The sequence below is a fragment of the Streptomyces sp. NPDC006368 genome (assembly GCF_040612535.1).
In the GTDB taxonomy this organism is placed as follows: domain Bacteria; phylum Actinomycetota; class Actinomycetes; order Streptomycetales; family Streptomycetaceae; genus Streptomyces.
Genome location: NZ_JBEXQK010000047.1, coordinates 20,910 through 47,445, shown reverse-complemented (window position 1 = coordinate 47,445; position 26,536 = coordinate 20,910). Strand labels below are relative to the sequence as shown.

Annotated in this window: 19 protein-coding genes; 9 read left to right on the top strand and 10 right to left on the bottom strand. The window is 73.1% G+C overall.

All coding sequences use genetic code 11. The features are described from left to right. The coding region (locus tag ABZZ38_RS26220; protein ID WP_356744273.1) for a thioester reductase domain-containing protein at positions 1–4,166 on the top strand (4,166 nt) is incomplete at its 5' end. Between the two features lie 80 nt (positions 4,167–4,246). Here the strand turns inward: ABZZ38_RS26220 and ABZZ38_RS26215 are convergent. Together ABZZ38_RS26215 and ABZZ38_RS26210 are read right to left on the bottom strand one after the other, a co-directional pair. Beyond that, a complete protein-coding gene (locus ABZZ38_RS26215) occupies positions 4,247–5,440 on the bottom strand; it encodes an acyl-CoA dehydrogenase family protein (RefSeq protein ID WP_356744271.1) in 1,194 nt (397 codons plus the stop codon). Positions 5,441–5,646: 206 nt separating this feature from the next. Beyond that, positions 5,647–6,084: a helix-turn-helix domain-containing protein gene (locus ABZZ38_RS26210; RefSeq protein WP_356744269.1), complete on the bottom strand. Its 438-nt coding sequence runs from the start codon at positions 6,082–6,084 to the stop codon at positions 5,647–5,649. A gap of 202 nt (positions 6,085–6,286) precedes the next feature. Here ABZZ38_RS26210 and ABZZ38_RS26205 point away from each other — a divergent pair, with 202 nt between their 5' ends. From ABZZ38_RS26205 to ABZZ38_RS26190, 4 genes are all read left to right on the top strand, one after another. Then, on the top strand, positions 6,287–7,714 hold the full coding sequence (locus ABZZ38_RS26205; protein WP_356744277.1) for an MFS transporter: 1,428 nt from the start codon (positions 6,287–6,289) through the stop codon (positions 7,712–7,714). Between the two features lie 332 nt (positions 7,715–8,046). Further along, positions 8,047–9,225 carry an acyl-CoA dehydrogenase family protein gene (locus ABZZ38_RS26200; protein WP_356744267.1) on the top strand — a complete coding sequence of 393 codons (1,179 nt, stop codon included), beginning with the start codon at positions 8,047–8,049 and terminating at the stop codon, positions 9,223–9,225. 155 nt (positions 9,226–9,380) lie between these two features. After that, positions 9,381–10,223 (top strand): NAD(P)H-binding protein, encoded by an 843-nt coding sequence (locus ABZZ38_RS26195; RefSeq protein ID WP_356744265.1) that lies wholly within the window; start codon positions 9,381–9,383, stop codon positions 10,221–10,223. Positions 10,224–10,443: 220 nt separating this feature from the next. Continuing rightward, positions 10,444–10,935, top strand: coding sequence for a pyridoxamine 5'-phosphate oxidase family protein (locus ABZZ38_RS26190; RefSeq protein WP_356744263.1), 492 nt, complete (start codon positions 10,444–10,446; stop codon positions 10,933–10,935). 64 nt (positions 10,936–10,999) lie between these two features. On the opposite strand, the gene ABZZ38_RS26185 is transcribed toward ABZZ38_RS26190, so the two are convergent. The 3 genes from ABZZ38_RS26185 to ABZZ38_RS26175 all read right to left on the bottom strand — a co-directional run bounded on the left by ABZZ38_RS26185 (position 11,000) and on the right by ABZZ38_RS26175 (position 16,172). Then, entirely contained in the window at positions 11,000–14,503 is a 3,504-nt protein-coding gene (locus ABZZ38_RS26185) for a BTAD domain-containing putative transcriptional regulator (RefSeq protein ID WP_356744261.1), read from the bottom strand. A gap of 107 nt (positions 14,504–14,610) precedes the next feature. Beyond that, on the bottom strand, positions 14,611–15,306 hold the full coding sequence (locus ABZZ38_RS26180; RefSeq protein WP_356744259.1) for a 4'-phosphopantetheinyl transferase superfamily protein: 696 nt from the start codon (positions 15,304–15,306) through the stop codon (positions 14,611–14,613). Continuing rightward, positions 15,303–16,172, bottom strand: a complete 870-nt coding sequence (locus tag ABZZ38_RS26175) for a metallophosphoesterase (protein ID WP_356744257.1) — start codon at positions 16,170–16,172, stop codon at positions 15,303–15,305. The genes ABZZ38_RS26180 and ABZZ38_RS26175 overlap by 4 nt, the downstream gene beginning before the upstream one ends. 282 nt (positions 16,173–16,454) lie before the next feature. Between ABZZ38_RS26175 and ABZZ38_RS26170 the strand changes: the two genes are divergently transcribed. After that, positions 16,455–17,144, top strand: coding sequence for a ScbR family autoregulator-binding transcription factor (locus tag ABZZ38_RS26170; RefSeq protein ID WP_356744255.1), 690 nt, complete (start codon positions 16,455–16,457; stop codon positions 17,142–17,144). Between the two features lie 84 nt (positions 17,145–17,228). Here ABZZ38_RS26170 and ABZZ38_RS26165 read toward each other — a convergent pair whose 3' ends face one another. From ABZZ38_RS26165 to ABZZ38_RS26155, 3 genes are all read right to left on the bottom strand, one after another. After that, positions 17,229–19,055: a BTAD domain-containing putative transcriptional regulator gene (locus ABZZ38_RS26165; RefSeq protein WP_356744254.1), complete on the bottom strand. Its 1,827-nt coding sequence runs from the start codon at positions 19,053–19,055 to the stop codon at positions 17,229–17,231. Positions 19,056–19,395: 340 nt separating this feature from the next. Continuing rightward, positions 19,396–20,238 (bottom strand): SDR family oxidoreductase, encoded by an 843-nt coding sequence (locus tag ABZZ38_RS26160; RefSeq protein ID WP_356744252.1) that lies wholly within the window; start codon positions 20,236–20,238, stop codon positions 19,396–19,398. Then, positions 20,235–21,107 (bottom strand): ScbA/BarX family gamma-butyrolactone biosynthesis protein, encoded by an 873-nt coding sequence (locus ABZZ38_RS26155; protein ID WP_356744275.1) that lies wholly within the window; start codon positions 21,105–21,107, stop codon positions 20,235–20,237. The genes ABZZ38_RS26160 and ABZZ38_RS26155 overlap by 4 nt, the downstream gene beginning before the upstream one ends. Positions 21,108–21,396: 289 nt before the next feature. Here ABZZ38_RS26155 and ABZZ38_RS26150 point away from each other — a divergent pair, with 289 nt between their 5' ends. Further along, complete coding sequence (locus ABZZ38_RS26150) at positions 21,397–22,101, top strand: ScbR family autoregulator-binding transcription factor (protein WP_356744250.1); 705 nt, start codon at positions 21,397–21,399, stop codon at positions 22,099–22,101. Positions 22,102–22,687: 586 nt separating this feature from the next. On the opposite strand, the gene ABZZ38_RS26145 is transcribed toward ABZZ38_RS26150, so the two are convergent. Then, a complete protein-coding gene (locus ABZZ38_RS26145; RefSeq protein WP_356744248.1) occupies positions 22,688–23,719 on the bottom strand; it encodes a Ku protein in 1,032 nt (343 codons plus the stop codon). 41 nt (positions 23,720–23,760) lie between these two features. Between ABZZ38_RS26145 and ligD the strand changes: the two genes are divergently transcribed. Both ligD and ABZZ38_RS26135 read left to right on the top strand, forming a co-directional pair. Further along, on the top strand, positions 23,761–24,645 hold the full coding sequence (gene ligD, locus ABZZ38_RS26140; protein ID WP_356744246.1) for a non-homologous end-joining DNA ligase: 885 nt from the start codon (positions 23,761–23,763) through the stop codon (positions 24,643–24,645). 8 nt (positions 24,646–24,653) lie between these two features. Beyond that, on the top strand, positions 24,654–25,604 hold the full coding sequence (locus tag ABZZ38_RS26135) for an ATP-dependent DNA ligase (protein ID WP_356744244.1): 951 nt from the start codon (positions 24,654–24,656) through the stop codon (positions 25,602–25,604). Here the strand turns inward: ABZZ38_RS26135 and ABZZ38_RS26130 are convergent. Beyond that, positions 25,601–26,407 (bottom strand): nuclease-related domain-containing protein, encoded by an 807-nt coding sequence (locus ABZZ38_RS26130; RefSeq protein WP_356744242.1) that lies wholly within the window; start codon positions 26,405–26,407, stop codon positions 25,601–25,603. The genes ABZZ38_RS26135 and ABZZ38_RS26130 overlap by 4 nt on opposite strands. Positions 26,408–26,536: the final 129 nt, after the last annotated feature.

The window sequence follows — 26,536 nt, the reverse complement described above, 5'->3', positions numbered from 1 at the left end:
GCCACCCCGCCACCACAGACGACCTACGCACCGCCGACTACTGGACCGACCAAGTCCGCCACGCCGTCCGCTACGCCGACGCCATCACCACACTGCGCGAGCAGGGTGTGACGACCGTGGTCGAGATCGGGCCCGACGGTGTGCTCACCGCTCTCGCGCAGGGCATCCTCGCGGAGCGTCCCGGTGCCACCGCGCTGGCGCTCCAGCGCCGTGGCCGGTCCGAGCCCACGACACTGATCGACGGCCTGGCCGCGCTGCACCACGGTGGGGTCCGCGTCGACTGGGAGGCGTTCTACGCCGGCTCCGGCGCCCGCCGGGTGCCGCTGCCCACCTACGCCTTCCAGCACCAGCGGTACTGGGTCGACGCGTCCGCCACCACCGGCACGGACGCCGGCGGCCTCGGTCTCGAAAAGGCGGGGCATCCGCTGCTGGGCGCCGCGCTGCTGCTCGGTGACAGCGACGAGGCGCTGCTCACCGGCCGCCTGTCGGCGCGCACCCACCCCTGGCTGGCCGCGCACACGGTGGCCGGCGAGGCCGTCGTGCCGAGCGCCGTCCTCACCGAGCTGGCGATACGCGCGGGTGACGAGACGGGCTGCGCCGTGCTGGACGAGCTCACCGTCGAGGAGCCGCTGGTGCTGCCCACGACGGGCGGCGTCCATGTGCAGCTCCGGGTGGGGGCGCCCGACGCGGCCGGCCGGCGGACGCTGACCGTCCACTCCCGGCCCGACGACACCGGCGCCTCGTGGGTCCGCCACGCGCGCGGTGTGCTGAGCTCCGCCCCGCTGACCCCGCCGGCCGCCGCCCCGCACCAGCAGTGGCCACCCGCCGGTGCCACCCCGCTCCCGGTTTCCGGCGGGTACGAAGGTCTCGCCGATGCCGGGTCGGCGTACGGGCCGGTGCTCCAGGGCCTGACCGGGCTGTGGGAGCGGGACGGCGAACTCTTCGGCGAGGTACGCCTGGTGGACGACACCGTGGGCGGGGCCGCCGACTTCGGGCTCCACCCGGCGCTGCTGGACGCCGCGCTGCACCCGCTGCACCTGCGCACGGCCCCCACGCTCCTGGCGGCGGCCGGGTGGCGCGGGCTCCGTCTGTACGCGACCGGGGCCGAGTCCCTGCGTGTACGCCTCACCCCGCTCGCCGGGGCGGAGGACGACACCTGGGCGGTGAGCCTCGCCGACCCGACGGGCCGGCCGGTCGCCGACATCCGCGCGGTCACGCTGCGGCCGGTCGACACCGGCGCGCTCACCGCCGCGCGGGCCCGGAACCACGACTCCCTCTTCCACGTCGACTGGACGCCCCGGCCCGCCTCCGCGCAGGCCCACCAGGACGTGGCGGCGGCTCTCCACTGGGCCGTACTGGGCACGGACGGCCACCCGGACCCGGCGTCCGTCGTCACCGCCATCGCCTCCGGGGTCCCGGTCGACGCCGTCCGCGTCGACCTGCGCTCCGCGACCGGCGCGGACGCGGCGGCGGCGGTCCGCGCCACCGTGGGCCGCGCCCTGGAGCTGGCCCAGGGGTGGCTGGAGCAGGACACGCTGTCCGGCGTCCCGCTCGTGGTCGTGACGAGCGGCGCCGTGTCGGCCGCCGCCGGGGAGGACGTGACCGACCTGGGCGCCGCCGCGGCGTGGGGCCTGTTGCGCTCCGCGCAGTCGGAGTCCCCCGGCCGTATCGTCCTCGTGGACCTGGCGCCGGCGGACGAAACGGCAGGGCCGGACGAAGGCCCGGACGAGGTGCTGGCGGCGGTCGTGGCGTCGGGCGAGCCGCAGGCCGCCGTGCGCGGCGGCCGGGTGCTCGTGCCCCGGCTGGTGCGCGCACCGCGGATCACGCGAGCGGACGCGGGCTCGGGCGCCGGGGCGGGCGTCGCCGGTGAGCCGGTGTGGGACCGGGACGGGACCGTCCTCGTCACCGGTGGCACGGGGTCGCTCGGCGGGCTGTTCGCGCGGCACCTGGTGTCCGCGCACGGCGTGCGGCACCTGCTGCTGGTCAGCCGGCGCGGCCCGGACGCCCCCGGGGCCGGTGACCTGGTGGCCGAACTGGCGGCCCTGGGCGCCTCGGTGACCGTCGCCGCCTGTGACGTGTCGGACCCGGACGCCCTCGCCGGGCTGCTGTCCTCGGTGGAGCCGGAACATCCGCTGCGGGGTGTCGTCCACACCGCCGGTGTGCTCGACGACGGGCTGATCGCCTCGCAGACCCCGGACCGGCTGGACGGGGTGCTGCGGCCGAAGGCGGACGCGGCGTGGCACCTGCACGACCTGACCCGGGGCATGGGGTTGACGGCGTTCGTGATGTTCTCGTCGATCGCGGCTGTCGTCGGCGGCCCCGGCCAGTCCAACTACGCCGCCGCGAACGGCTTCCTCGACGCGCTCGCCCGGCACCGCGCCGCCCGGGGCCTGCCCGCCACGTCCCTGGCCTGGGGCCTGTGGGCGCAGGCCACCGGGCTGACCGGCGGACTGACCGAGACCGACCTCAAGCGCATCGCCCGTGGCGGCTTCCGCGCGGTCGACACCGAGCAGGGACCCGCCCTGTTCGACCTCGCGCTGCGGCTCGGGCACCCGGACACGGTGGTGACCCCGCTGGACCTGGCGGTCCTCCGCGAGCAGCCCCGCGTGCCGTCCGTACTGAGCGCCCTGGTGCGGACGCCCGCGCGCGGCACCGCCCGGGGCGCGGCCGACGCGGGGCCGTCCCTCGGCGACCGGCTGGCGGGGCTCGGCGAGGAGGAGCAGTTCGAGACGGTGCTGGAGGCGCTGCTGGAGGAGATCGCCCGGGTCCTGGGCCGCTCCGGCACGCAGGGCATCGACCGCGAACGGCCCTTCCCGCACCTCGGGTTCGACTCGCTGACCTCGGTGGAGCTGCGCAACCGGATCGGCACGCTCACCGGGCTGACGCTGCCCGCCACGCTGGTCTTCGACCACCCCACGCCGCACGCCCTGGCCGGCCGGCTGCGGGCCGAACTGGTGGCGGCGCGCGACGGGGAGACGGGCTCCGGCGGTGCGGACACGGTGGACTACGCGGCCGACATCCGGCTCGCCGACGACATCCGGCCCGCCGCCGAGGTCGTCCGCACCGTCACCGACCCGCGGGAGATCCTGCTCACCGGGGCCAGCGGCTTCCTCGGCGCGTTCCTGCTGCGCGACCTCATGCGCACCACCTCGGCCCGTATCCACTGCCTGGTGCGGGGTGCGGACGAGAAGACGGCGTACGAGCGGCTGCGCGGGAGCCTGGAGTGGTACCGGGTGTGGGACGCGATCGACGAGGACCGGCTCACGGTGCTCGTCGGGGACCTCGCCGAGGAGCGCCTGGGGCTGACCGAGGAGGTGTTCGACGGGCTGTCCCGCACCGTCGACGTGGTGTACCACGCCGGTGCGACGGTCCACTGGCTGCACCCGTACGAGGCGCTGCGGACGGCCAACGTGCGCGGTACCGAGGAGGTGCTGCGGCTCGCGGCGCGTCACCGGACGGTGCCCGTCCACCATGTGTCCACGGTCGGGGTGTTCAACGGTCCGGTCACCCCGGGCGTACCGCTGAAGGTCGGCGACCCGACCGGGCCCGCCGAGGCGCTGCCGAGCGGCTATCTGCGCAGCAAGTGGGTGGCCGAGCAGGTCATCGGTCTGGCCCGGGACCGGGGGCTGCCGGTGTCCGTCTACCGGGTCGACGTGATCTCCGGTGACCAGGAGAACGGCGCCTGCCAGACCCGTGACTTCGTGTGGCTGAGCCTGAAGGGCCTGTTGCAGGCGGGGACGGTGCCGTCCGGTGTCGACGGCCGGTTCCATCTGCTGCCGGTCGACTACGTGAGTGCGGCGATCCTCGGGATCTCCACCCGCGCGGGGACGGCGGGCGGCACCTTCCACCTGTTCAACCGGGATTCGCTGAGCCTGGCGGACTGCGTCGCCCATCTGCGGCGTCTGGGCTTCCGCCTGGGCGAGGCCGGGTGGGACGAGTGGAGCGCGGCGGTGCGGGCCGACCGGGGCAACGCGCTGCTGCCGCTGCTGCACGCGTTCGAGATGATGACGTCGGACACCGACGGCTTCTATCCTCCGATCGACACCACGGAGACGGAGGCCGCGCTGGAGGGCACGGGCATCAGCTGCCCGCCGCTCACGGAGGAGCTGTTCACCACGTACGTCGAGTTCTTCGTGCAGGAGGGACACTTCCCGGCCGCGCGCTGAGGCCGGCCGGAACGGGACCGGGCCGCCGGCCGCCCCTCCTGCGGGAGGGGCGGCCGGCGGCCCGGTCGTCGTCGGGGGTGTCAGAGGATGTCGGTGCCCGGGTCGAGACCGAGCAGGACCCGTCCCTGGACCTCCAGGTTGGTGTGGATCTGGGCCAGCGCGTGCAGCGAGAACCCCAGGATGTCGCGGTGGTAGCGCTGGAACGGCACATCGCGCTTGATCACCGACGCGCCGCTCGTGGAGTGGAGCAGCTCGACCGCCTCCTTGGCCAGCGTCGCCGCGAACGCGGTCCGGCCGCGCACGACGGCCTTCTCCTCGGTCGTCGGCTGTTCCGGGGCGTCCGCGCGCCGCTGGAGCAGCGCCAGGACCTGCTCCAGCAGCGCGGAGCCGGCCTCGATCTTGTTGGCGGCGGTGGCGACCCGCTGCTGGATCAGCGGGTGGTCGCGCTGCTCCTCCCAGTTGGTGTAGGTGATCCCCCGGCCGGGGACCCGCTCCAGGAACAGTTCGTACGCGCCGGTGGCGGTGCCGAGGGCCATGGCGGCGTACATCGACATGATGAAGGCGACGACGCCGTAACCCCGGCCCGCCTCCTTCTCGTTCCAGCGGTCACCGGTCGTGCCGAGGGTGATGCCCTCGTACGTGGCCAGTCGCCGGGCGGGGACGAAGACGTCCTCGGCGACCGTGGTGGCGCTGCCGGTGCCGCGTCCCGCGGAGACGTCCCAGTCGTCGACGATGGTGAGGTCGCGCAGGGGCACGAGGACGAAGAACTCCTCCTCGGTGCCGTCGGGGTGTTCGAGCATGGCCGCCACGCAGTCCCAGTCGGCGGCGTGGCAGCCGGAGTTGTAGTTCCAGCGGCCGGTGAGCCGGTAGCCGCCCTCGACGGGGGTCAGCCGGCCGGTCGGGGCGAAGCCGATCGACACACGGACCGAGCCGCCCGCGAAGACCTCCTTCTGCACCTCGTCCGGGTAGAGGCCGGCCATCAACGCGCCGGTCAGCCACACGGTCATGTTCCAGCCGGTGGACGGGCAGCCGCGGGCGATCTCCCGTACCACCTCGGCCTGTTCGGCGACGGAGAGCCCGAGCCCGCCGAAGCGCTCGGGCACGGACATGCGGAACGCGCCGGCGTTGTCGAGGAGTCTGAGCGTCTCCCGCGGTACCCGGCCCCCTTCCTCCGCTTCGATGCCGTACTTCCGGATGACGGGAACGACGTCGCGTACGGCTTCCTTGAGACCGGGACCGGAGCCGGGATCGGCCGGTAACAGACGAGTGGTCACGCATTCCTCCGAACTGGCGGGGCCCGCACAGATACGGGCATCCGGCGCAAGTTACTTATGCGTGATCACACGGGGGACACTGCGCGGTCATCAGCGGGTCACCAGGCCGGCCACCCACGGGTCACCGAACCCGCCATCGGCCGGTCACCGGGCCGGCCATCCGCCGGTCACCGAATCCGCCGCCCCGGCGCGGGGCGGCGGCCCGGTCAGGAGGCCTGGGCCTCGGGAGCCATCCGGGAGTCGTAGTCGGCCCGGGATGCGGCGATTTCGGTCTGGTGTTCCTCCGTCCAGACGACAAGGGATCGGATCGTGTCGTGCAGGGTGTTGCCGAGCGGGGTCAACTCGTAGTCGACGCGCGGCGGGACGACGGGGTGCACGGTGCGCCGCACGAGGCCGTCGCGCTCCAGCTGACGCAGGGTGACGGTCAGCATCCGCTGGCTGATGCCGTCGATCAGACGGCGCAGCTCGGAGAAGCGGAGAGTGCGGCGATCCAGCAGCGCGATCACGAGCAGCGACCACTTGTCGGCCACCCGATCGAGGATGTGCCGCACCTCACAGCCCTGTCGGGTGTCCCACTGCATCACCTCGTAGTCGTCCTCGGTACCCGTGCAGTGAGTAGGTGACTTCAAAGTGCCTTCTTCCATAGCCATTCAGCCTGCCGGATGATGCCTGTGGTTACAAGTGGGAACCGACCTCCAACTCCGCTGTTTGTGCGCCGTTTTGTGCGGACGCCTGTTCGTGGCGGCTTTCCGTTTCCCCGATCCCCGATCCCCGTCCTGTGTTTCTCAACAAGGAGCCATTCCCGTGTCCACACCGCAATCTTCCACGGACAGCGGCACCGAACGCATGAGTGGGCGCGCTTGGGGCGTGCTGTTCGTGCTGTGTGGTGCGATCTTCCTCGAGGGCGTCGACGTCGCCATGCTCAACGTGGCCCTCCCGTCGATCCGGGCCGACCTCGGCCTGTCCACCGGCACACTCCAGTGGGTCATGAGCGCCTACGTCCTCGGGTACGGCGGCTTCATGCTGCTCGGCGGTCGCGCCGCCGACCTGTTCGGACGCCGCCAGATGTTCATCTTCTGGCTCACCGTCTTCCTGCTGTTCTCGGGCCTGGGCGGTCTCGCCACCGAGGGCTGGATGCTGATCGTCGCCCGGTTCGTGACCGGTGTCGCGGCGGCCTTCATGACGCCCGCCGGCCTGTCGATCATCACGACCAGCTTCGCCGAGGGCCCGCAGCGCAACAAGGCCCTGCTGGTCTACTCGGGCACCGCGGCCGGTGGCTTCTCCATCGGTCTGGTCGTCGGCGGTCTGCTGGCGGCGATCGACTGGCGCTGGGTCTTCTTCGCCCCGGTCATCCTGTCCTTCCTCATCCTCATCACCGCGCTGGTCCTCATCGAGAAGTCGCCCCGCCCGGACCGCTCCGGCCAGGGTGTCGACCTGGGCGGCGCGCTCAGCGTGACGGCGGCGATCCTGCTCCTCGTCTACTCGGTCGAGCGGGCCACGCACGTCGCGGTGGGCCAGACCGCCGCCACCGTCGCCGCGAGCCTGGTGCTGTTCCTCGCCTTCGTCCTGATCGAGCGCAAGTCGTCCGCCCCGCTGGTGCGCCTCGGCATCTTCCGTACCGGTGCGCTGGTCCGCGCGAACCTCGCCGGCCTGCTCTTCGCCGCCGGGTTCTTCGGCTTCCAGTTCATCGCCGTGCTGTACCTGCAGGAGCTGCGCGGCTGGTCGACGCTGGAGACCAGCTTCGCCCTCATCGTGATCGGCATCGACGCCATCCTGTCGCCCACGCTCACCCCGAAGCTGGTCGAGAAGTTCGGCAACGCCCGTGTGATCTTCGGCGGTCTGCTGCTGGCCTCGCTGTCGTACGCCCTGTTCCTGCCGCTCGGCCTGGACTGGACGTACCTGATGATGTTCCCGAGCCTGATCATCCTGGGTCTGGCCTTCTCGCTGGCCTACGGCCCGCTGACCATCGTCGCGACCGAGGGCATCGAGGAGGAGGAGCAGGGCGTCGCCGGCGGCCTGCTGTACACCAGCTTCCAGTTCGGCGCCGCGCTCGGCCTGTCCGCGGTCACCGCGGTCGGTGCCGCCGCGACCTCGGGCACCACTCCCCAGGCCCTGCTCGACGGCCACCGGGCGGCCCTGGTCGTCCCGCTGGTCGCCGCCCTGGCCGCCGCCGTCATCAGCGCCTTCGGACTGCGCGGCAAGTCCGGGGCGGCGCAGGCCACCCCGACCGCCGACGGCGGTCCGGTACTGGAGCCGGTCGAGTCCACGCGCTGACCGCCCGCGGACACGACCAGGGCCCGGGAGACCGGGCCCACCCCAGCACATTGCCCCAGGCCCTCCCCCGCGCCTGGGGCAATGTCCTTTTCCGGGCCGCGTTATGTGATGCGGCCCGGTTCGCGTTTTCCGCGTACTTTCCGGGGACGTGTTTTCCCGGGGACACGCGGAGCAGTTCCCCCTCACTGCCCGGTCACGCTGCGCCCACCGTCTCGGAATTATTTTCCGGTTACTGGCGCAAGACTGCTTCTCGCCAGAATGAGCATCGCGAATCTCGCGATGGGCAAATCCGTTCCGCAATACGGCCCGGATTTATCTGCTGAGGAGGCAGGATGACCACGACCGGCAGCTCTGTTGCTGCGGTGCTCGACGAAGTGAAGGCCCTTGCCGGCCGTATCCGGGAAAGCGGGGCGGAGGCCGAGCAGCGTCGCTGGATTCCGGACGAGAACATTGAACTCCTCGAAAAGGCCGGAGTGTTCCGGCTGAACGTCCCGAGCCGGTTCGGCGGCCTGGAGGCGCCGGTGGCCGACCAGGTCGCGGTGCTCAGCGAGCTGGCCCGCGCCGACACGGCCACCGGCTGGGTCGCGATGATCTGGGTGTCCAGCTCCTGGGTCCCGAGCCTCTTCCCCGACGAGGCCCAGCAGGAGGTGTACGCGGAGGGCTCCGTCCGCGTCTCCACCGGCTTCACCCCGTCCGGCACGCTGACGCCCGAGGAGGGCGGTTACTCCCTCACCGGCAGCTGGAAGTGGATCTCCGGTGCCCGGGGCGCCGACTACGGCCTGCTCGCCGCCCTGCTGGCGGGCCCGGACGGCACGCCGGTGCCGCACGCCGCGCTGGTGCCGTTCTCCGAACTGGAGATCGCCGACGACTGGCACGCCGCCGCCGCGTCGGGCACCGGCAGCTCCACGGTCTCGGCCGCGGGCGTGAAGGTCCCGGCCCACCGGGTCGTCAGCCTGATCGACGTGCTGGGCGGGGCCACCGGCGACCGTTCCAACACGGGCGCCACCGGCCGCAACTACGCGTTCATCCCGTTCTTCATGGCGCAGGGCGCCTCGGCCTACCTGGGCATCGCCCGCGGTGCCTACGAGCTGTTCCTGGACCGGCTCCCCGGCCGGGGCATCACGTACACGTCGTGGACCGACCAGAGCCAGTCCCCGGTCACCCAGATCCAGGTCGCCACCGCCGCGAACAAGATCGCCGCGGCCGAGGCGCTCCAGGAGACGTGGCTGCGGCTGCTCCAGGAGCACGCCGACGCCGGCACCCAGCCGTCGCTGGAGGAGCGTGCGGCGGTGCGCGGCAAGGCGGGGTACGCGATTCAGCTCGCCAAGGAAGCCGTCGACGAGCTGTTCGAGGCGAGCGGCGCCTCGGTGATCATGCGTGACGTGCCGTTCCAGCGCTACCACCGTGACATGCGCGGTCTGGCGCTGCACGCCCTGTTCGCCTTCAACACCAACCAGGAAGTGCACGGACGGGCCATCCTCGGCCTCGCCCCGGACACGCCCTTCCTGTAGCCCGCCCCACCGAGGGGCCACCCGTCCGCCCGGGCGGGTGGCCCCTCGGCACCTGCGCACCTCCGCATCACCTCCGCACCTCCGCACCTCCGCACCTCCGCACCTCCGCACCTCCGCACGGTCCCACCGACACCGACACAGAGAAGGCGAACACCATGACGGAGAAGAACATCGTGGTCCTGGGAGGGACCGGCAAGACGGGCCGCCGGGTCGTCGAGGCCCTGCGCGAGCGGGGCGCGCCGGTCCGCGCGGCCAGCCGGTCCGGTGAAGTCCGCTTCGACTGGAACGACGAGGGCACCTGGGATGCGGCCCTCAAGGGCGCCGACGCGGCCTACATCGTCGACATGCAGGACAAGCCGGGTGACTGGGACGCCGAGGCACGCATCCGCGCCCTGTCGAAGCTGTCGGTGGACCTGGGCGTGCGGCGGCTGGTGCTGCTCCAGGCGCGGGTGACGGGTCCGGTCGGCGGCAAGGACCTGACGGCGGGTGAGAGCGCGGTGCAGGAGTCCGGGGCCGAATGGACGGTCCTGCGGCCCAACTGGTTCTTCCAGAACTTCGACGAGGGCGTGCTGCTGGACGCCGTGCGCGCCGGTGAGCTGCGCCTGCCGGCCGGTGACGGCCTCGAGCCGTTCGTGGACGCCGGTGACGTCGCCGAGGTGGCGACGGCGGCGCTCCTGGACGAGGGGCACGCCGGCCAGGTCTACGAGCTGAGCGGTCCGCGCGCCTTCGGCCTGGCGGACGCCGCCCTGGAGATCTCCCGCGCCACCGGCCGCGAGATCCTCTACGTCCCCGTCTCCCACCGGGATTACGTGGACGAACTGGTGTCCTATGACGTCCCCGCCGACTACGCCCTCTTCGTCGCCGACCTCGTCGCGCAGATCCGCGACAACCTCAACGCCGCCCCGACCGACACGGTGGAGCGCGTCCTCGGCCGCCCCGCCCGCGACTTCACGGACTTCGTGCGGGATGCCGCCGCCCGGGGCGTCTGGGCCGTCTGAGGCGGTGACCCGACCCGCAGGGCGTCCGGACAGGGCGTCCCGGCAGGGGGGCAGGGCAAGGGGGCAGGGCGTCCGGACAGGGGGTCCGGGCAGGGGGTTCCCCGGCAGTCAGTCGGTGACTTCCAAGTGCCTTCTTCTGCACGGGCGGGCCGTGCGGCATGCTGAGGGCAACTGGGCGGGAAATATGCCCATTTCACCCAATGACTGTCGAGGTGCCGTCGTGGCTGCTGCCAAAGTGGAGACGTTCTCGGAAATCGAGGACGCGTTCGTCAAGTACATCCAGGACATCGTCTACTGCACGATGATCACCGTGGACAAGAAGGGCCGGCCACGGGCCCGCGTCCTGCTCCCGATCTGGGAGACCGTCGACGGCAAACCGGTGGGCTGGCTCGCGGCGTACAAGACCCCCGTCAAGGTGGCCCACCTGGCGAACAACCCGCACACCACCTACTCGTACTGGAACCCCCGGCAGAACGCGGTCTTCATCGACAGCGTCTCCACCTGGGTCGACGACCCGGAAACCAAGCAGTACGCGTGGGAGCTGTACAGCAAGGGCAGCCCCGCCGGGGTCGGCTACAACCCCCGCAACTTCTGGCGTCAGGGCCCCACCGACCCCAAGTACCACGTGCTGCGCATCGAGCCGTGGCGCGTGCAGGTCCTCCGGGGCTCGGACCTGAGCAGCCGAATCTGGACCGACGAGGCCCAGCGCTGATCCAGGCGAGCCGCAGCGCTGACGCAGGTGAGCCCGGCGCGGGTCAGGCAGGTCCCGGCGCCCGTCACGCGGACAGGCCTCCCGGTTCCGCGTCTCCGCCCCGCGCGCCGTCGCCCGGGCCCTGTTCGCCGCCCGCCGGGCGGTACCAGGCCCGGCGGCGGCGCCCGGCGCGCTGAGGTGCCGCCGGGCGGCATCCCGCACCGCCCGCGACCACACCGGGAAGTCCGCAGTCCGGTGCGGCAGGGTCCTCCGGCGTGAGGCCCTGCTCGTCCCGGGCCGCGCCGGCCGGGTCCACCGCCTGCCCGGCGACGAACTCGGCCGCGAAGTCGTGTTCGCCGATCGCCGCGCGCACCCGCCCCCCGATCCGGTCCACATCGGTCCGCTCGGCCGGGGGCAGCGGCGCCCCCGCGCGGGAACGGGTCGCCGACGCGGTGCCCAGGAGGCGGGCCGCGCGGACGTGGCGCGAGGCGAGGCTGTGGGCACCGGCCAGTCCCTCCAGGGCCAGCGCCACCGCGCGCGGGTCCTCGGTCGCCACTGCGGCGGTCAGACCGTCCTGGTGGAAGGCGAGGCAGGCGGCGGCGTCGCCGCGCAGCTCGGCGGCGAACCCCAGCTCGGCCAGGACCAGGGCGAGGCCGTGGCTCGCGCCCCGGCGGCGGTTCCACTCCAGCCACGGTCTCAAGTGCGCCTCGGCGCCGTCCAGGTCGCCCCGTCGGCGGGCGCCGAGGGCGAGCCCGAGCTCGGCCATCTGCTCCGCGGGGCGGTTGCCCTGCTCGATCGCGAGTTTCAGGGCCCGCCGGTGGAACTCCTCGGCCTCGTCGAACCGGCCGGACAGCAGCGCGATCCGGCCCAGCCCCGACAGCTGGCGGGACACCTCCGACCACAGCTCCAGCGACTGGGCCATGCGCAGGCCTTCGCGGTGCAGCAGGGCCGACAGGTCGTAGTCGGCGTTGATCTCGGCGTGCACGGCGAGCGCCTCCGCCGCCTTCAGCTGGCCCCAGCCGTCGCCGAGCGCGGTGAACTGGGCGCGTGCCTCCAGCGCGTTGTCGCGCAGCGCCTCCAGCTCGCCGTGGCACATCGCGAGGGCGGCACGGCTGCTGAGGGCCGCGGCCACGCCCCAGCCGTCGCGCAGGGCCCGGAAGTCGGCCAGGGCCCGGTTCACGCGCTCCTCGCAGGCGGCGGGCGCGCCCACCTCCCACAGGGCCAGACCCACGAACCACTCCGCGCGGGCCCGGCCCACGGTGAGCTCCGGGGCCGCTGCGGGCTCTCGCGCCTCCCCGGCCCTTCCGGTTTTCCCGGCCTTTGCGGGTTCCCCGGCCCTTCCGGCTTCGGGCGGTCCGGTGTGGGCGCCGGGCTCGCTCTCGCCGAGCAGCAGCGCGAACCCCTTGTTCCAGGTGGCGGCTTCGGCGACCCGCGCCGCCGGTACGTCAGCGCCGGCGGCCATGCCCAGGGCGGTGGTCAGGGTCCGGCGGGCCTCACCCAGCCGCCCGGCGAGGAACCAGTACCAGGCCAGGGCGTTGACGAGACGCAGGGCGAGGCCGGGGGCGCCGGCGCGCCCGGCCTCCTCCAGGGCCTTCCTGACGTTGCCGGTCTCCCCGTGGAGCGTCTGCGTCCACCGGTGCTGGCCGGGGCCGTGCAGATGCGGCCGGGCCCGCTCGGCCAGCTCGGTGTAGTAGCGGGCGTGCCGCAGGGCCAGCTCGCCGGCCTCGCCCGACTCCTCCAGCCTGCGCTGCGCGTACGCGGCGACGGACTCCAGCAGCCGGTAGCGGGTGGCGACGCGGCCGTCGACCCGGGTGACCAGGGAACGGTCGACGAGGCGGGCCAGTACGTCGACCACCTCGTCGGCGGACACCTCACCCCCGGCGCACAGCTCCTCCGCCGCTGCCAGGGTGCAGCCTTCGGCGTGCACCGCCAGCCGGCGCAGCACGGCCTGCTCGCGGGCGGTCAGCAGGCCCCAGCTCCAGTCGATGGTGGCCTGAAGGGTCTGCTGGCGGCGGGGCGCTCCCCGGTAGCCGCTGTTGAGCACGCGGAAGCGGTCGTCGAGCCGCTGGAGCAGCTCATGGATGCCGAGGGCCCGGACGCGGGTGGCGGCCAGTTCCAGGGCCAGCGGTATCCCGTCGAGTCTTCGGCACACCGCCGCGACCGCCGGGGCGGTGGTGGCGTCGAGTACGAAGGAGGGGTCACCGGAGCGTGCCCGCGCGACGAACAGCCGGACGGCGCTGGAGCGTTCCAGCGCGGTGGCGTCGCCCGGGGGCGGGAGCTCCAGCGGGGGCACCGGCCAGACCGTCTCACCCTGGAGCCTCAGCGGCTCCTGGCTGGTCGCCAGGACCTTGACGCGGGGGGCCTTCTCCAGCAGGAGGCCGGCCAGTTCCGCGACCGCGTCCAGGACGTGTTCGCAGTTGTCGAGCACGAGCAGCAGCCCGCGTGACGCGACGGCGTCCACGAGGAGCCCGGTGGACCGGTCCGGGCCCGCGGGCGGCGCCCCGGCGCCGTCGTACTCCTCCCGGACGCCGAGCACGGCGAGCACCTGCTGCGCGAGGCACTCCAGGGCGTCGGGCGTGTCCGGGGCGGCCACCGCGGCGAGCTCCACCAGCCACACCCCGTCCGGGAACTCGCCGGTCAGGCCCCTCGCGGCGGCGACGGCGAGCCGGGTCTTGCCGACCCCGCCGGGGCCGGTGAAGGTGACCAGCCGGTTGTTCAGGATCAGCCGCCGGCCTTCGGCCAGCGCGGCGTCCCGGCCCACCAGGGTGTTCGCCGGCTCGGGGAGGTTGGTGCGGGCGCGGCCCGCCGCCGGCGCGGCCGGTGCGGCGGCCTCGCTCTGCAGGGCGGGGTCCTGACGGAGGATGGCCTGCTGGAGGGCGTCGATGGCCGGGCCGGGCACCAGGCCGAGTTCCTCGTCCAGACGGCGGCGCAGGTCGGCGTAGCTGTCGAGCGCCTCGGAGGACCGGCCGGCCTGGTAGAGCGCGTGCATCTGCGCCATCCGCAGCCGCTCCCGCAGCGGGTGGGCGGTCACCAGGGTGGTGACCTCGCCCACCAGGAGTCGGTGTTCGCCGAGTTGGAGGCGGGCCTCCAGGTGCTCCTCCACCGCCGTGAGGCGCTCTTCCTCCAGCGCGGCGGCGGCGGAGTGCGCGAAGGGCTCGTCCGCGAAGTCGGCGAACGCGGGGCCCCGCCACAGCGCCAGCGCGTCGGCGAGGACGGCGGCCTTGGCGCGCGGGTCGTCGACCGTACGGGACCGTGCCACCAGGGAACGGAAGAGCCCGGCGTCCACCGCCTCGTCCGTGGCGCGCAGCGCGTATCCGGGAGCGCGGTGGGCGACCAGTTCGCGGGAGCCCTCCTCCGCCTCATCCAGGGCCCGTCTCAGCTGGGAGACCTTCGCCTGGAGCGAGCCGGTGGGGTTGGCGGGTGGCGTGGAGCCGCCCCAGAGGGCTTCGATCAGCCCTTGGGCGGGCACCACGCGGCCGTGGTGGGCCAGCAGATTCGCGAGCAGGGCGCGCACCTTGACTTCGGGGACCCGAACCGGTCTTCCCTCAGTGGTCCACACCTCAAGCGGGCCCAGCACCCCGAATCGCATGACCTCACATTAACTCAGATATATGACGCAAACGCAGAACAGTTACGCGGATCACGCCCCCGCGCCCGGGTATCGCCACCGACCCGCGGCTGACACCTGATCGTTCGTCATGTGTGCAGTGCTGGACCGCTGTTGGCTGGGCCGGCGATCGTCGCCGCGGTGACGATCAGCCCGTCCCGGACGAGCCAGCCGCCCGTGAAGGAGTCCAGCCGCACGCCGTCGACGACCGGCCCGGGGACCAGCAGGCGCGCGGTGAAGGTGGACCGGTCCGGATCCACGGTGATCACGGCCTCCTCGAAGTTCAGCCAGCGGCGCGTCAGCGGATACCAGACCTTGTAGACGGTTTCCTTGGCGCTGAAGACCAGGCGGTCCCAGTGGACGCCGGGCCGTCGTGGGGCCAACTGCCGCAGCCACGCCCGCTCCTGGGGAACGGTCACCAGGTCCCGCACCCCGTCGTCCGGCAGCGGCAGATTGGGCTCGGCGTCGATGCCGACGGCCGCGAGGCTCGCGGCGCGGGCCACGACCGCGGCGCGGTAGCCCTTGCAGTGGGTCATCGAGCCGACGAATCCCTCGGGCCACCGCGGGGCCCCCTTGGCGTCCGGCAGGATCGGCGCTGCGGGCCCGCCCAGCTTGCCGAGCGCCTCGCGGGCGCAGCGGCGTACGGTGGCGAACTCGCGGCGCCGTGACTCCACGGCGACTGCGATGAGCCGGGCCTCCTGCGGGTACAGGGCCCGCTCGGCCGAGGGGTCGTCACCGAAGGACTCGACGGCGGCCACCGACGGCGGCAGCAGTTCCTCGATCATCCGCGCTCCCCCAGGATCCGTACGGGACGCCCCGGAACGCCGGCGCGCTGCCGCCACTCGCGCGGGTAGCCCAGCGACACCTCGTGGTGCGGGACGCCGTCCCGCACGATCAGGCGCGGGATGTGGAGGTGGCCGTAGACGACCGCGGCGGCCCGGTACCGCACCGGCCAGTCCTCGGTCGCCTCGGTACCGCACCACAGGGCGAACTCCGGGTACCGCAGGATCCGGGTGGGCTCGCGCACCAGCGGATAGTGGTTGACCAGCACGGTGGGCAACTCCGCCGGGATGTCGGCCAGTCGCGCCGCCGTCTGCTTCACGCGCGCCCGGGACCACTCCTCCCGGCTCGGGTACGGGTCGGGGTGCAGGAACGCCTCGTCCGTGCAGACGACGCCCGCCCGCTCGGCGATCTCCATCGCCTCCTCCCGCGTACGCGCCCCGGCGGGCCGGAAGGTGTAGTCGTACAGCAGGAACAGCGGTGCGATCACCGCCGGGCCGCCCTCGCCCTCCCACAGCGGGTAGGGGTCCTCGGGCGTCGTGACGCCCATGCGCCGGCACATCTCGACGAGGTGGAGGTAGCGCGCCTCGCCACGCAGCCGCACGGGGTCGTGGGGCGTCGTCCACAGTTCGTGGTTGCCCGGCGCCCACACCACATGCGCGAACCGGTCGCGCAGCAGGCCGAGCGCCCACTCGACGTCCTCGACGGTCTCACCGACGTCACCGGCGACCAGCAGCCAGTCGTCGTCCGTCCCGGGCCGCAACTCCTCGACGATCCCGCGGTTCTCGGCGTACCGCACGTGAAGGTCGCTGACGGCCAGCAGTCCCCCTCGGCTCTTCGGTCCACCCGATCCGCCCGATCCGCCGGCCATCAGGACGCGTCCGGGAAAATGGTGCCGAACGCCACGCGCCCTGGGCGCGCGCCGCCGTCCGGCGCGTCGGACAACCGCGATAACCGGTCAACACACATGGTTTTCCCCCTGTTATGTCCCGCCCGCGTTCCACGGGACGTTCGCGCGACAGCTCGTTCCATCGTGGATCACCGCGCGCTTTTGAGCCAGCCCTTCCCCACAATAAAGAAACCGCACTGCCGGTTTCTATAGACTGTGCGCATCCCATTCCGAGGCCCGACCGCCGCGACCATGGAGCACGACATGACGAAGCAGGAGCGGGCGGCACGCACACGTGAAGCAGTTATTCGTTCCGCCGCCGAGGTGTTCGACAGGGACGGATTCGCCCTGTCGTCGCTCACCTCCATCAGCACCCGAGCCGGGGTGAGCAATGGCGCGCTGTATTTCCACTTCGTGAACAAGAACGCCCTGGCCGAGGCGGTCGAGGACGAGGCCGTGACGGCCCTGCGCCGGATCGCGCCCCCGTGGGGCGACGCGACCGGTCCCGCTCTCCAGGGCCTGGTGGACGCCACGCACACGCTGGCGCTGCACATGCGGGAGGACGTGATCCTGCGGGCGGGGTTCGGCTTGAGCGCGGACACCACCTGGAAGGGCGGTGGCGGCAGCCTGCGGCGGTACTGGGCCGAGTGGGTGGGCGACGGGCTGGCCGCCGCCGCCCGGCAGGGCGCGCTCGCCGACGGGGTGACGCTGGAGGACGCCACCGTCGTCATCGCGGCGACGACCCTGGGCTTCGAGGCGCTGGGGCGCACGGATCCGCAGTGGTTCAGCGGACACATGTTCACCCGGCTGTGGCGGCTCCTCCTGCCACGACTGACCACCGATCAGACGGTCCGCGCCGTCGCCCCGGCTGACAGCTGCGCCGGGCACGGCGTGGGGGCCCTGGGTGCCGCGGTGTCACCGCGCTGGTGGCCGGTCCTCGGATTCGCCGACTGACGGGAACGCCACCGGCCGCCGCCCGCCGCCCGCGGGCCTGATCACCGGCGGGCAGCGGGCCGTGGACAGCGGCTGCCGTCGGTGTCAGCCCGCCCGGACCCCGGGCGCCGGGTGGTGTTCCGGCACCCCGTCGAGCACCCGCCATCCGGCCTGGGCCCCGCCGCTCAGGGCGTACTCGACCATCGACGCGGCGGCGGCGCGAGTGGCGTCGCACACCTGGATCCCGCCGGGCGGCGCCAGCGCCAGCAGGGACTGGCACCGGTCGATCAGGGCCCCGTTGACCGCGGACGGGACGGTGGGATCGTCCTGCCGGAACCGCACGAGCGCCTGCCCCGTGGCCACGGCCGCGTGCAGCGTCAGCCCCCGCCAGGACGCCGGCCGTGTGCCGTCCGGGGTCGAGGGGACCGCCGGCACGGTGAGGCGGTCGCGCAGCGCGACGGCCGCGCGTACGGCGGAGAGCGCGGCGCTCTCCTCGTCGGGCGAGCGGAACAGGCCCAGCGTCACGGCCCCGATCGAGGCCACGGTCTCGCCGCCCAGCCGCTCGATCTGCCGCCGTGCGGAGGCGTTGACGCTCTCGAAGACCTGGTCCATCGACTCCGCGGCACCGCCGCCGAGTCCGGGGGCGAGCCGGGACCGGACGAGCAGCACGCTCACGCGCTGACGCGTCGTCGTCAACAAGGTGGCCGGGGTCTGCCGCCGCGGCACCGGCACGCGGCCACCCTGCGCCGGGATGACCGGCGGCGCTGCGGCCTGGACACGGCGGTCGGCGAACACCCCGGCGGGCGTACGCCGCGGCTCGTCGCGGTGCGCCTCACGTCGACGCTCGTCACGGTGGGCCGCCTCTTCGCGACGGCGCTCGTCGCGGTGCGCCTCCTCCCGACGGCGCGCCTCACGGTGACGCTCCTCGTGAGGCCGCCCCTCACACGACCGCCCCTCACGCGACCGCTCCTCGTGAGGCCACTCCTCGCCCGACCGCTCCTCGTGAGGCCGCCCCTCACGCGACCGCTCGTCCCGGTGCCGTCGGCCGTCCGGCGCCCCCGCCCCCAGGCGCTCCTCGTACACCTCGTGCTCCTCGCGCTGGCGGACCCGGCCGCCGGGCACGCCGACCAGGTACCGGTCGGCGGTGACCGCCGCGGCGGGGGCGATGTCGAGGGCGGGGTCCTGGGCGAGTATGGCCTGCTGCATCCGGCGCAGCTCATGGCCGGGTTCGAGTCCCAGGTCCTCGACCAGGGTCGCGCGGATGCGGTGGTACACGCCCAGGGCGTCGGCCTGGCGCCCGCACCGGTACAGCGCCAGCATCAGCTGCCCCGCGGTCCGCTCGCGCAGCGGCTCGGCCTCCACCGTCGTCTCCAGTTCGCCCAGGACGGCGTAGTGCTGCGCGCACTGCAGCTTGGCCTCGAAGTAGTCCTCCAGGACGTCGAGACGGGTGTTCTGCACGGCGGTGAGTTCGGGCCAGGAGGTGCCCCGCTCGACGAGGTCGGCCAGGACCGGGCCGCGCCACAGCTCCAGCGCCTCGCACAGCGGTGGGACCGCCTCCTCCGGACGGCCGGCCGCGAGGCGGGCGCGGCCTTCGTGCACGCGTTTGCGGAAGAGGTGGAGGTCCACCTGGTCCGGGTCGACGTTGATCATGTAGCCGGGAGCCCGGGTGACGAGCGTGGCCGGGTGCTCGACGGCAGGGGCGGAGGTGGTGAGCATCCCGCGCAGCCCCCACACCGCGTTCTGGAGGATCTTGCGCGCGGTGGCGGGCGTGTCCTCACCGCTCCACAGGGCGGACAGCAACTGGCTTGTGGGCACGACCTGGTTGGCCTGAAGGAGCAGGTACCCCAGAGTGGCCCGTTGTTTGGTTCCCCCGAGAGGGACCGGCCGGTCGCCCGCCATCACTTCGAGCGGACCGAGCATCCGAAAGCGCATAGTTCCCCCAGTCTCCATGCACGTGTCCTCTTCATACGCGACGTTACAAACCGACGTACCGGTTTGGCAAAGTGATTCGACTCGCACCGATGTCTCCACCGAGGCTCAACCTCTCGTGGTGCAGGGCTAGTTGACGGATTGTCAGCTGGTCAGCGCGTGGAACGGGCGGGTCGTCGCGGCGGTCACGGACACCGGGCGTCGCGCATGCGACCGGCGGCTCACGCTTGTTCATCCGTCCGCCATGGCCCGTTCCACCCATAAAAAGAGCGCCCGCGGTTTGTTATGCATACGCGGGAGGGGGCCATACCGCTTCGGATATGGCCCCCTCCCGGGGTCCGGCTCAGGCGAACGCGTCCGCGTGATCGCGCGCCCAGGCCCGGAACGGCCGCGCCGCCCGCCCCGTGAGCGCGGGCACCGTGGGCAGTACGTGCGCCTTGGCCCCGGCCCGTTGGCGCTCGGCGCTCCGCAGGAACGCTTCCGCCACCGGCTCCGGATGGCGCCGGAGCAGCTCGGCCCGGGCCTGTTCGCGGGTCAGTTCCTCGAACCGCAGCGGCCGGCCCAGTACTTCGGAGAGCTGCGCGGTCTGCTCGGCCGCGCTGATCCCCTCGGGCCCGGACAAGGAGTACGCCTTTCCCTCGTGCCCCGGTTCGGTCAGGACGCGTACGGCGACCTCCGCGATGTCCCGGGGGTCGACGCACGCCACGGGGGACGTGCCGTAGAGGGCGCGTACGACGCCCTCGGAGCGGATGGTGCCCGCCCAGCGCAGCGTGTTGGACATGAACGTCCTGGCACGGAGCAGGGTCCAGGCCGGACCGGACTCCCTGATGGCCTGTTCGTTGCGGCGCTGCACACGGACGAGGAGGTCATCGGCGTCCGGCTCGGCGACGGCGGCCATGGACAGCTTGACCAGGTGGCGGACGCCCGCCTCCCGCGCGGCCGTGGCGAACCGGGCGTCGTGCGGCTCGGTGGGGCTGTTCGTCACGAGGAACGCCGCACGCACTCCGCGCAGGGCCCGGTCGAGGGAGTCACGGTCGTCGTAGTCGCCCTGGACGACGTCGACGGCGCGCTCGGTGACCGGTACCCGCTCCGGCCGCCTGGCCAGGGCGCGTACCGGCCCGGCCGCGGCCAGCAGCCGGGCGACCTCGCGTCCGACCGCGCCGGTCACCCCGGTCACGAGGATCACGAAGGACTGTCCGTGACGGCGGGGCCGGACAGGACCGCGGAGAAGACCAGGGCGTCGTCCTGACTGCCGGTCACCCGCACTGAGGTGGTCTCCGGTGTCCCGCCCCCGGTGACATGGGCCTGGACCCAGCAGGGGCGGTCGAACTCGGCGTACCGGTGGAACCGGGTGCTGACCGTGGCGGGCACGAAAGCGCTCGGGGCGGTCGCGATACCGGCCGCCTGCCGGGCCGCTTCGAGCAGCAGCATGCCGGGCACGTGGTCATTGGGGCGCTGGAAGAGAGTGGAGTGGGTGGTGTCCACCCGCAGTTGCCAGACGTTCTCCTGTGCCGTCTCCGACAGGACGACGTCGTCGGCCCGGGCCCGCCCGGTGCGCGCCGCCGGCGGCAGGGCCACCGGCCCGGCGGGAGGAGGGGCGAGGCCCTGGTCGCCGCGCATTCGCCGGTAGACCGGCGGGCTGGTGAACCGGGTCACGCCGACACCCGTGGCGACGACCGCTCCCGAGCGCCGCACGACCCAGTCGACCCGCCCCTGGAACGGCCGTCCGCCGCGCCACTTCAGCGCGGAACAGACGACTTCCACCTCCACCTCCGTGGGCCCGGTGCCCACCGCGAGGCCCTCCGGCCGCGAGGTGCAGTCGAGGGAGGCCATCAGGAAGTGGTAGTCGAGCGGGACTCCGTAACCGGCGTGGAAGACCAGCATGGCGGACTGGCGCATCGTTTCCGCAAGGAGCAGGGGGTCGTGCCGGTCGCCGTGCACCGGCGCGAAGAAGGAGTGGTCGTGCGGCAGCACGGCGGTGACCGTGAAGCGGTGCTCCCCCGTCCGCGCCCAGCTCGTGGGGAAGGCGTCCGCCGTCCGGATACGGTGCACCATGGCCAAGTGAACAGGTTGTGCGGTCGGGTTGGGCGGAGGCGGCCCGTGGCCGGCTATCGGCGCGAGGTCGGTTATCGGTGCGAGGTCGGTTATCGGTGCGAGGTCGGTTAAAACTGCCGCTTCATGCATGATTCCCCCCCAGGATGATGACAGTCAGCGCTGCCCTGGCGATGCACGATCGATGCAAACAAGCCAGTAGCATTCAGACTAGGCGGTTTTTTTCTTCCCCTCAAGCGTCGTCCCGGATCATTCACCGTGGCGTGATCCCGCTGTCATGAAGGAGGTACGCGTGGCCAAGCAGGTTCGGGCGATCCGCACCCGCCAGACGATCTTGGAGGCCGCGGCCCAGGTTTTCGAGAAACAGGGCTACCAGGCCGCCACCATCACGGACATCCTCAAGGTCGCGGGTGTCACCAAGGGCGCGTTGTACTTCCACTTCCAGTCCAAGGAGGAGCTGGCGATGGGCGTCTTCGACGCCCAGGAGCCGCCGCAGCGGGTCCCGCCGCAGGATCTGAAGCTCCAGGAGCTGGTGGACGTCGGGGTGTTGTTCATCCACCGGATGCGGACCAGTCTCCTCGCCCGCGCCGGAGTGCGGCTCTCCATGGACCAGCAGGCCCACAGCCTCGATCGCCGTGGGCCGTTCCTGCGGTGGCGGGAGAGCACCCTGGAGCTGCTGGCCGCCGCCAAGGAGCACGGTGAGCTGCTGCCCCATGTGAACCCCGCCGAGTCGGCCGACCTGTATGTGGGTGCCTTCGCCGGCGTCCAGGCGGTGTCGCAGATCATGAGCAACTACGAGGACCTGGACCGGCGTTACGCGGCGCTCCAGAAACACGTGCTGCCGAGCATCGCCGTGCCGTCGGTGCTCGCCGCGCTGGACTTCTCCCCGGACCGCGCCGCCCGGCTCGCCCTCGAGTCGTCACCGCCGGAGCCGGGCTCGGAGGCCCGGTATGCGCAGCGGACGGCGGACCTGGCGCGACCGGCGTCCGTGGGTTAGCCCTTGGTCGCCGTGGCCGGACGCGCCGCTCCCCGGGTAAGAGGTGCGCCCGGTTGACACCGGAAGGGCGGCCGACGGGACGAGCGGGCCGCGTTCCGTGCCGCGTTCGCGTGGCGCGCGCCAGGCGTCGCGGAGAGTGGCGGAAGTCGGTGCGGTCAAGGGGCGCGACGCGGGCGGCGCAGTCGGGGAGCTCTTCGACGATCGTGCCGCTCAGGGGCCGGACGACCGGCTCCGGGAGAATGTTTTTTCGGCCAATATCTGCGCTGGTCCGGCGCACTCCGCGTCCAGCGGTACGGCGTGGGTGCCGGGGCTCGACCAGCCGCTCGTACATCTCCAGAGCCACGTCCCCGCGCGTGCGCGCCGCGACAGCGCCGACCAGTCGACCGGCCCCTCGCCCCCGCGCCCAACGGGCCGGCCGCGCCGGGGACGCCGCGGGACCGCACCCCACCGCACCCCACCGCACCCCACCGCACCCCACCGCACACCGTGACCCCGCACCCGTCCCCCACGCCCCGCACCCGCGCCGCTCCCGCACCCCGGCACCCCGCGCCGGCAGTGCCGCTCCGGTCGCGGGGCGCCGACGGGGTCAGGCGGAGCGCTTGCGCGAGGGTGTCTTCCTCGCGGTGGACTTCTTCGCCGCCGACTTCTCCGCCGTCTTCGCCGTTGCCTTCCCCGCCGGCTTCTTCTCCGTCGTCTTCGACGTCGACTTGCGCGCCGCCGCCGACGTCTTCTTCGCGGCCGTCTTCGCCGTGGACTTCTTCCCACCCGTCTCCTTGGGCGCCGCCCGCGCCTTCTTCCTCGGGGAGATCGCCGTCACCGAGGCCTCCGCCGCGTCCTCGCCACGCGCCTCCCTCGCCGCGCGGACGCTGCTCTCCAGCGCGGCCATCAGGTCGATGACCTGGCCGCCCCGTTCCTTCTTCGGCTCGGCCGGAACTTCCAGGGAGCCCTCCGCCTTCGCGGCGATCAGCTCCTCCACCGCCGTCCGGTAGTCGTCGTGCAGGGTCTCGATGTCCACCTCGCCGAGCGTGTCCATCAGGGCGTCGGCGAGGTCGAGTTCGGCTTCCCGGACCGTCACCGAGGTGTCGGGTGCGACGCCCTCGGGGCGGCGGATCTCGTCCGGCCACAGCAGGCCGTGCATGGCGATCACGTCGTCGACGACGCGCAGCATGCCGAGCCGTTCCCGCCCGCGCAGCGCGAACTTGGCGATGGCGACCCGCTCGCTGCGCTTGAGCGCCTCACGCAGCAGCGTGTACGGCTTCGCCGCCGGCACCCCGTTCGCCGCCAGGTAGTACGCCGCGTCCATCTGGAGCGGGTCGATCTGCGAGGCCGGTACGAAGGCGACGATCTCGATCGTCTTGGCCGTCGGCAGCGGCAGCGCGGCGAGATCATCGTCGGTGATCTGGATCATCGACCCGTCGGCCTCTTCGTACGCCTTGCCGATCTCCGCCGAGGGCACCTCCTCGCCGTCCAGCTCGCACACCTTGCGGTAGCGGATGCGGCCGCCGTCCTCCGTGTGGATCTGCCGGAAGGAGATGGACCGGTTCTCCGTCGCGTTCACCAGCTTGATCGGGATGCTGACCAGGCCAAAAGAAATGGCACCATTCCAGATGGACCGCATGGTTCATCCCTTTCGTCCCGGTTCCGTGGGATTCTCATCGTATGACGCCGATCACCGAGGTGGAGGGGCGACGGCTGGCGCTCAGCAACCTGGACAAGGTCATCCACCCCGCCACCGGCACCACCAAGGGCGAGCTCCTCCACTACTACGCGACCGCCGCCACGTGCTTCCTTCCGCACCTCAGAGGCCGCCCGCTGTCCTTCCTGAGGTATCCGGACGGGCCGGACGGGCAGCTGTTCTTCACCAAGAACCCGCCGCCCGGCACCCCCTCCTGGGTGAAAACGGTGCCCGTCCCCCGGTCGGAGGACGAAAGTGCCCGCCAGGTGATGGTCGAGGACCTCGCCTCCCTGATGTGGGCGGCCAACCTCGTGGTCGAGTTCCACACCCCGCAGTGGCGGGCCGACGCCCCCGCCCAGGCCGACCGGCTCGTGCTGGACCTCGACCCGGGCGCGCCCGCCGGTGTCGTCGAGTGCTGCCATGTCGCCCTCTGGCTGCGCGAGCGCCTCGCGGCGGACGGCCTTGAGGCGTACGCGAAGACGTCCGGCGCCAAGGGGCTCCACCTGTACGTCCCGCTGGAGCGCGCCCCCTCCGAACGGGTCTCGGCGTACGCGAAACAGCTCGCCGTCGAGGCGGAGGCGGACCTTCCGGCCCTGGTCGTGCACCGGATGACCAGATCCCTGCGCCCCGGCAAGGTCTTCGTCGACCACAGCCAGAACGCCGCCGCCAAGACGACCGCCGCCCCCTACACACTGCGGGCCCGCCGCGCACCCGTCGTCTCCACCCCGGTGACCTGGGAGGAGGTCGAGTCGTGCGGGGACCCCGCGCAGCTCACCTTCGGCATCGGTGACCTTCCGCCGCGCCTCCAGCGGTACGGGGACCTGCTCGCGCCGCTGCTCGACCCGGAGCGGGCGGGGGCCCTGCCATGACGGTGCCGGTGAAACCGCCGAGGCCGTTGCAGCCGCCGGTCAGGGTCGCGCTCGCCGAGACGGTCGGCACGCTGCCGCGCGAGCACGGACTGGCGTACGAACCGAAGTTCGACGGCCACCGGATGGTGATCTTCCGGCAGGGCGGCGAGGTGGTGCTCCAGGCCCGCTCGGGGCGGATCGTCACCGCCGCGTTCCCCGACCTGGCCGAGGCCGCCCTGCGGTTGCCGGAGGGCACCGTCCTGGACGGTGAGGTGGTCGTCTGGCGGGAGGGGCGGATCGACTTCGCCGCCGTACAGGGCCGGGCCTTCGCCACTCCCGGGCGGGCGCCGGCCCTGGCGCGGCGGCTGCCCGCCTCGTACGCCGCCTTCGACGTGCTGGCGGCGGACGGCGCCGATCTGCGGCGGTCGCGCTACGACCGGCGCCGGGAGCGGCTGGAGGAGCTGCTCGCGGAGCTCGGGCCGCCGATCCAGGCGGTACCGATGACGACCGACCCCGAGGTGGCGGCCACCTGGTACGAGACACTGCCCGCGATCGGTGTCGAGGGGCTCGTGATCAAGCGGCTGGACCAGCCGTACCGGGCGGGCACGCGCGCGTGGCGCAAGTTCCGGCACACCGACACCAAGGACGCGGTCGTGGTCGGCTTCACCGGCGCCCGGGAACGGCCGGCCGCGCTGGTGCTGGTCCTTCCGGACGACGACGTCCCGGTGGTGTCCAGCCCGCTGCCGCCCGCGCTGCGCTCCCGCGCGGGCAGTGTGCTGCGGGCCCTGACCCCGGGCGAGCCGGGCACCGCGACGGCGGTCGGCATCGGCGACGTCACCTACCGCTCCGTACCGCCGGAGCTGACGGCGGAGGTCGCGACGGGGACGACACGGCACACGGTGACGACCGTGCTGCGGCTGAAGGACCCCGACGGCGGGCCCGGGGAGGGCACGGTCCGGAGCCGGGAGGGCGGGCCCTAGGCGGCCAGCCAGGTGCGCCGGTCGCGGGCCGTCGCGTACAGCGCGTCGATGTCCACCGGTTTCAGTACGCCACCGAGGGCGGCCAGGGACGGTATCTCGCCGTCCCGCAGCACCCGCACGTCCGGGGGCCCCGGCGGCAGGTCCCAGCGGGCCGCCTCGGCCACCGCGAGGACCGGGTGCACGGCCGTGGCCAGCGCGTGCGCGGCGCGCTCGGCGTCACGGCGCAGCCACCGCAGGCGCGGCAGGGGCTCGGCGCGGCCCACGGCGACCAGCGGGTCGGCGAACCGCACCCGGTGGCCGCGCGCCGCGACGGTGCGCACCACGAGCACGCCGCCCGGGCCGATGGCCAGGTGGTCGATGCGGGCGGCGCCGGGCAGCGGTACGGAGTGCAGGACCCGCCAGCCGGCGCCGTCGAGCCGGTCGAGGGCGTCACCGACCCGCTGGTGCGCGGCGAGCTCCGCCGGGCGCGGGTCGCGCCGGAAGAGACGCGGGGCCGGGCGGCCCGCCCGGTCGAGCGCCAGGTGCAGCGCTTCGCCGGGGCGGTTGGGGGCGAGGTCGTCGTCGGGGTGCAGCGAGAGACGTGCCAGGTCGGCGGGGGTGGGGACGGGCGGCGGGCCGACGGTGACCGTACCGGTGACGTAGGGGGCGAGGGCGGTCCGTACGTCGTCCTCGTAGGCGTCGTACAGCAGACTGACCCGGCCGCTCTGCCGGTCGTACCAGGCGACCGACCGGCCGTCCGGGAGGCTGACGTGGAGCCGGTCCCGGCCGTGGAGGCGGGTCGGTGTCACCCGCAGTCCCGTCATGCAGCATCACCCCGTTCCATGGGAACAGCCGCGCTCTCCTGGGGCAAGACGGGGCGCCGGGGCGGTGACGAACAGGGGGCGACGCGTGTCCGATTGGCGGGTCATGGTGGACGGCGGTGTGGTGCACTA